This is a genomic window from Mesorhizobium sp. M8A.F.Ca.ET.021.01.1.1 (genome assembly GCF_003998025.1).
Taxonomy (GTDB): domain Bacteria; phylum Pseudomonadota; class Alphaproteobacteria; order Rhizobiales; family Rhizobiaceae; genus Mesorhizobium.
Genome location: NZ_RZSJ01000417.1, coordinates 1 through 5651 on the forward strand (window position 1 = coordinate 1; position 5651 = coordinate 5651).

At 65.0% G+C, this 5651-nt stretch carries 5 protein-coding genes; 1 reads left to right on the top strand and 4 read right to left on the bottom strand.

Features of this window, described 5'->3' with window-relative positions:
* On the bottom strand, positions 1-787 hold a 787-nt coding region (locus EOA36_RS25660), incomplete at its 3' end, for a CoA transferase subunit A (protein ID WP_145969305.1).
* 122 nt (positions 788-909) lie between these two features.
* On the opposite strand from EOA36_RS25660, the gene EOA36_RS25665 reads away from it, so the two are divergent.
* Positions 910-1680, top strand: a complete 771-nt coding sequence (locus EOA36_RS25665) for an IclR family transcriptional regulator C-terminal domain-containing protein (protein ID WP_127279948.1) — start codon at positions 910-912, stop codon at positions 1678-1680.
* Between the two features lie 223 nt (positions 1681-1903).
* On the opposite strand, the gene EOA36_RS25670 is transcribed toward EOA36_RS25665, so the two are convergent.
* The 3 genes from EOA36_RS25670 to EOA36_RS25680 all read right to left on the bottom strand — a co-directional run.
* A complete protein-coding gene (locus EOA36_RS25670; RefSeq protein ID WP_189553356.1) occupies positions 1904-3202 on the bottom strand; it encodes an FAD-binding oxidoreductase in 1299 nt (432 codons plus the stop codon).
* Positions 3203-3204: 2 nt separating this feature from the next.
* Positions 3205-4587: a glutamine synthetase family protein gene (locus EOA36_RS25675; RefSeq protein ID WP_127279949.1), complete on the bottom strand. Its 1383-nt coding sequence runs from the start codon at positions 4585-4587 to the stop codon at positions 3205-3207.
* 5 nt (positions 4588-4592) lie between these two features.
* Positions 4593-5651: glycosyltransferase (locus EOA36_RS25680; protein ID WP_127279950.1), on the bottom strand; the 1059-nt coding region annotated here is incomplete at its 5' end.

Here is a 5651-nt window from a genome sequence, read left to right on the forward strand (position 1 = left end):
GCATCCACTTTTGGAATTTCTCACGGTTGGCGGCAATCTCGTCCCATTCGAGATAGGCGGCATTGTCGCGCGCATAATAGCCGTGCGCATAGGACGGATGCGAACCGCCGGGCACGATCGAAATCGCCGCGATCGTCCAGCGCGGCAGGACGGTCAGGTTCGGATGCAAATCGTCGAAATTGTCGACCACCTCCTCGACCGTCACCACGGCGCGCCTGGCCGCCAGCACCGCCTCCTTCTGGATGCCGATAATGCCGTCGACCAGCACATTGCCTTTCTTGTCGGCCTTCTGCGCATGGATGAAAGTGACATCGGGCCGGATCGACGGCACCGCCGCCAGCACCTCGCCGGTGAACGGACAGGTGACCGATTTGATGTTCGGATTGACCGCGGCCAGCCCGGCGCCGCGATAGCCACGGAACACCGCGCAAGGCAGGCCGGCCGCGCCCGCCTCATAGGCGTTGGCCATGCCGGCATGGCTGTGCTCCTCGACCTCGATCGACCGGGGAAAACCGTTCTCGATCGCATCGCGGGCGCGCCGCAGCAGGCCGACACCGGGATTGCCGACATAGGAGAAGACGATTTTCTTCGCCATGCCCATGCCGATCATCTGGTCGTAGATCAGATCGGGTGTCATGCGGATCAGGGTCAGGTCGCGAAACCCCTGGCGGATCGCCTCATGCGCGGCAGCTGTCGGGATCAGATGGGTGAAGCCTTCGAAGGCGACCGTGTCGCCATTTTTCAGGTTTTCCGCGACGGCCTGTTTAAGCGGCAGGAACTTCACCATCGCGGCGCCCTCACAATTAGCAAAAGTTCGCATTGCGAACAAAAGTATTATATGCGATACTTTCTAGCGCCTGCTCCGAGGCGGAGTCAATACTGGCTAAATCGCTTTTGTCAGAGGATGAGATGGACGAGGAGACCGTTTCCCGTGATCACGTTGGCTCGCTCGGGCGCGGACTTGCCGTCATGGAAATCCTGGCCCGGCATCCCGCGGGCATGACCCTGACCGAAATGGCCGAGGAAGCCGGCCTGACTCGCGCCGGCGCCCGCCGCTTCCTGCTGACCTTGGTCGCCACCGGCTACGCGACTCAATCCGACCGTGTGTTCTCCCTGTCGCCACGCCTGCTGACCATCGCCCGCACCTGGCTCGGCGGCGGCTCGCTGTGGAGCTTCGCCGCGCCGATCATGCGCGCGGTGGCGGCGCAGCTGAACGAAGCTTGCTCGGCGGCGATCCTGTCGGGCGATGATGTCGTCTATGTCGCCCGCATTCCCGGGCGCCGTATCCTGAGCGTCTCGCTCGATGTCGGCACCAGGCTGCCCGCCTATTGCACCTCGATGGGCCGGATGCTGCTCGCCGGGCTGACGCCAGAGGAACTCGACGCATTTCTTAGCCACGCAACCATCGAACGCCGGACGCCGAAGACGATTGTTGAAAGGCCGTTGCTGGCGAAGGCCATCGGCAAGGCTGGAACGGATGGCTTCGCCATCGTCGACGAGGAGCTGGAACTCGGCCTGCGCTCCATCGCCGTGCCGATCCGCGACAGGTCCGGACGCACGGTCTCGGCGATCAATGTCTCTACACAGTCGGCACGGTTTTCGGTCGCGGAGATGGAACGGGAGATCCTGCCGGCGCTGCTGGATGCCAGGCAGCGTATCGAGGATTTTTTTGTGGTGTAAGAGGCCTTGCTAGCCTTCCGACGTCGGCGGGCCAGCGCCCCCTCTGCCCTGCCGGGCATCTCCCCCACTTGGGGGGAGATCGGATGCTACGCCGGCTTTCGCCAAATTTAACATTTGCAAGGAAAAGGCGGGGCGCCAAAGCTGCCAATCTCCCCCCTCGTGGGGGAGATGTCCGGCAGGACAGAGGGGGGCGCGGTCCCGCCAGCCTCTGATCGTTAGCCCCTCAATGCTTCATCCGATCCCGCATCGCGTACCACAACATCCCCAGCACATAGAGTGGCCCGCGCAGCGCCGTGCCGCCCGGGAACGGCATCGGGGTCAGCGTCGAGAACAGGTCGAGCCGCGACGCATCGCCGGTGATCGCTTCGGCGAGCAGCTTGCCCGACAGTGTCGACAGGATGACGCCCTTGCCGGAATAGCCATGCGCGAAATAGACCTCGCCATAGTGCCCGACATGCGGCAGCCGCGACGTCGTCACCGACACCAGCCCGCCCCAGGCATGATCGATGCGGCATCCCTTGAGCTGCGGGAACGTGCCTTCCATGTGCGGCCGCACGAAGCCGGCTATATCGGCCGGCGGTGACGGCGTGTAGCGCTCGCCGCCGCCGAACAACAGCCGCCCGTCCGCGGACATCCTGTAATAGTTGACGACGAAGCGCGTGTCGGACACCGCGACATTGGCCGGGATGACGTTGCGTTTGCCCTCCAGCGGCTCGGTGGCGACGATGTAGTTACCGACCGGCATGATGCGGCTGTTGACGCGCGGCTCCAACCCGTTGAGCAGCGCGTCGCCCGCCAGCACGACATGTCTGGCTCGCACCGACCCCTTTGCCGTCGAGACGCGGATCGACGGCTCCCGCTCCAGTTTCACCGCCACCGAATTCTCGTGGATGGTGACGCCGGCCGCGACAGCCGCGCGGGCAAGCCCGAGCGTATAGTTGAGTGGATGCATGTGGCCGCCGAGCGGCTCATACATCGCGCCCTGATAAGGCGTGTCGACCTTGGCCCGCGCGTCCGCCGCCGACAGGATCTCGACGTCGCGGAATTTCATCACGCTCTTGAGGCATTTGGCCTCTTCCTCGAAATCCCTGAGGTCGGAGCCGTTGACCGCGCCGACCAGATGGCCGGTCAGCCTGAGGTCGCAGTCGATGGCATGGCGCTCGATGATGCCGAGCACCAGGCCGCGTGCCTCGAAGGCGAGGTCGAACAGCACCTTCGCCCGCTCGGGTCCGTAGAGCTTGACCAGACCCTTGGCGCCCTTGCGCAGGCCGGGGATCATCTGGCCGCCATTGCGGCCCGACGCGCCCCAGCCGATCCTGCCGCCTTCGAGCAGCACCACTTTGAGGCCGCGCTCGGCCGCGTGAAGGGCGGCCGACAGGCCGGTGCAGCCGCCGCCGACGACGACCAGATCCGCCTCGACATCGCCCGCAAGGGCCGCGTGTTCCGGCGCCGGATTGGCGGTCGCGACATAATAGGATTTGCCGATATCGAGACCGGAATTGAAACCCGTCGAAGATGCCATGATCACACCTTCAGCAAGAGGTGGTCGCGTTCCCAGCTCGTCACCACGCTCTGGAACAGGTCGAGCTCGACGCTCTTGACGCGCAGATAGGTCTGGAAGAAGTCCTCGCCCAGCAATGCCCGCACCGGGTCGCACGCGGTGAAGCGGTCGAGCGCCTCCTCCATGGTCTTCGGCAGCGTGCTCTTGATCTTGTAGGCATTGCCCGACGCCTCGGCCGAGCGCGCCTGCTTCTGCTCGACACCGAGATAGCCGGCAAGCAGCGAACCGGCGATCGCCAGATAGGGATTGGAATCGGCACCCGGCAGCCGGTTCTCCACCCGCCGCGCCATGCGCCCGCCGGCCGGCACGCGCAGGCCGCAGGAGCGGTTGTCATGCGACCACTCGATGTTGGCCGGCGCGCTGTGGTTCGGCCTGATGCGGCGGAACGAGTTCACGTTCGGCGCGAACAGCGGCATGATTTCGGGAATGTACTTCTGCAGGCCGCCGATGAAATGGCCGAACATCCCGGTGTCGGCATCGTCGCTGCCGGCGAAAAGCGCGTTGCCGGCCTCGTCGACAACGGACATGTGCAGATGCATCGAGCTGCCCGCCTGGGCCGCGATCGGCTTGGCCATGAAGGTCGCATGCATGCCGCATTGCTGCGCGGCCTGGCGCGTAAACCGCTTGAACAAAAGCACCTGGTCGGCCAGCGGCAGGGCGTCGCCATGCAGCAGATTGATTTCGAGCTGCGCCGTGCCTGATTCATGGATCAGCGTGTCGAGGGGCAGTCCGGCTGCAGCTGAATAGTCATAGATACGCCGGATCACCGGCTCGAATTCTTCGAGCGCCGCCATGTCATAGGGATGCTGCACACCCTCGGCGCGGCCATTGGCACCGACCGGCGCGGTCAGCGGCTTGTCCGGATCGGGATTGGGCGCGGTGAGGTAGAATTCGAGCTCGGGTGCGACCACCGCGCGCCAGCCGCGCTGGCGATAGAGATCGAGCACGGCGCGCAGCACATGGCGCGGCGAAGCCATCCACGGCCTGCCGTCCATATGGAAGGCATCGGCAAAAACATAGGCCTTGCCCGTGCCGGCGCCCGGCGCCAGGCACAGCGTCGAGACATCGGGCACCATGCGCATGTCGGGGTCCGAATAGGCAAAACCCTCGTCGATCGAGCCGGAATAACGGCCGTCGATGCTGACCAGGAAGGCACTGCTCGGCAGGTAGAGCGCGCGGTCCTCCAGCGCCTTGAGAAACTTGGCGGTCGGCAGCGCCTTGCCGCGCAGGACGCCGTTCATGTCGGGCACCAGGCATTCGACTTCGGTGATGCCGTGCTGCGTGAGCCAGGCCTTGGGGTCGTTGCCATTGAAGAGGTTTGCGCTATTCGTGTTCTTATCGAGCATTTCGTTCATGTCCGTATCAGGGAGAGAATGGCTTGCGCGGCCACGTCCGTTCCGGGTTTCAGCGCCATCTCGGCTGCATTGTCCCTGAGGCGGGCGCGCATGGCGTCATCGGCCAGCAGGCCGAGAATGGCTCTCTCCAATCCCCCTTCGGTCCAGCCGTCGCGGCCGATATGGTCGCCGACGCCGGTTTCGCCGGCCCGTTGCGCATTGTCGTGCCCGTCCCAGCAATAGGGCATGATCAGCGACGGCACGCCGAAGCGCAGCGCTTCGCAAAAGCTGTTGTTGCCGCCGTGGTGGATGAACAAGTCCGACTTCGCCACCACGGAGGGCTGCGGAAACCAGGCGTCGAGGTAGACATTATCGGGCACCGCGCGGTAGGCATCGCGTAGGCCACCGACATTGACGATGAAGCGGGCCGGCAGCCGGTCGAATACGGTAAGCATGCGCTCGATCAGGCCGACATCCATGGCGCCGAGACTGCCGAAGCTGACATAGACCAGCGACCCGCCATTGCGCGGGAAAACCGGCACCTCGAACGGCCCTTCCGACCGCACGCAGCCCTCGAGATAGACAAAACGCTCGGGGTCGAGCGGCTCGGCGCGCTCGCGGCGCACGATCGCCGGCGTCAAGAGCAGATTGAGATCGGGTGAGGTTTCAAGAAACAGGCCCTTCGGCAGCGGCGCCAGGCCGCAATCGGCGCGAAAGCGGTTGAAGCGGTCATGCGCCGGCGCCGAGGCTGCGAGATATCGCGCCTCGAACGCCGCGCGTTGCGGGTCATCGGCGGCAAGCCCCGACAGATAGGGCGGCACTTCGGCGTCAGGAAGCTCCGTCTCGGCGCAGGAAACGACGCGCACCCACGGGCAGCCGGCTGCCGCTATCGCCGGGAACATGATGACATTGTCGAGCACCACCGCGTCGGGCTTCAGCCGCGCCAGCAATTGGCGCAGCGGCGCCTCGGCATTGACCGCCGTGTCGACGATCGCCTGCCAGGTCGGCGCGACATAGGTTTCGAGCTGGTCGATCGGGCTCAGCCTGAAATGCGGCAGATGCCGGCGCACGAACGC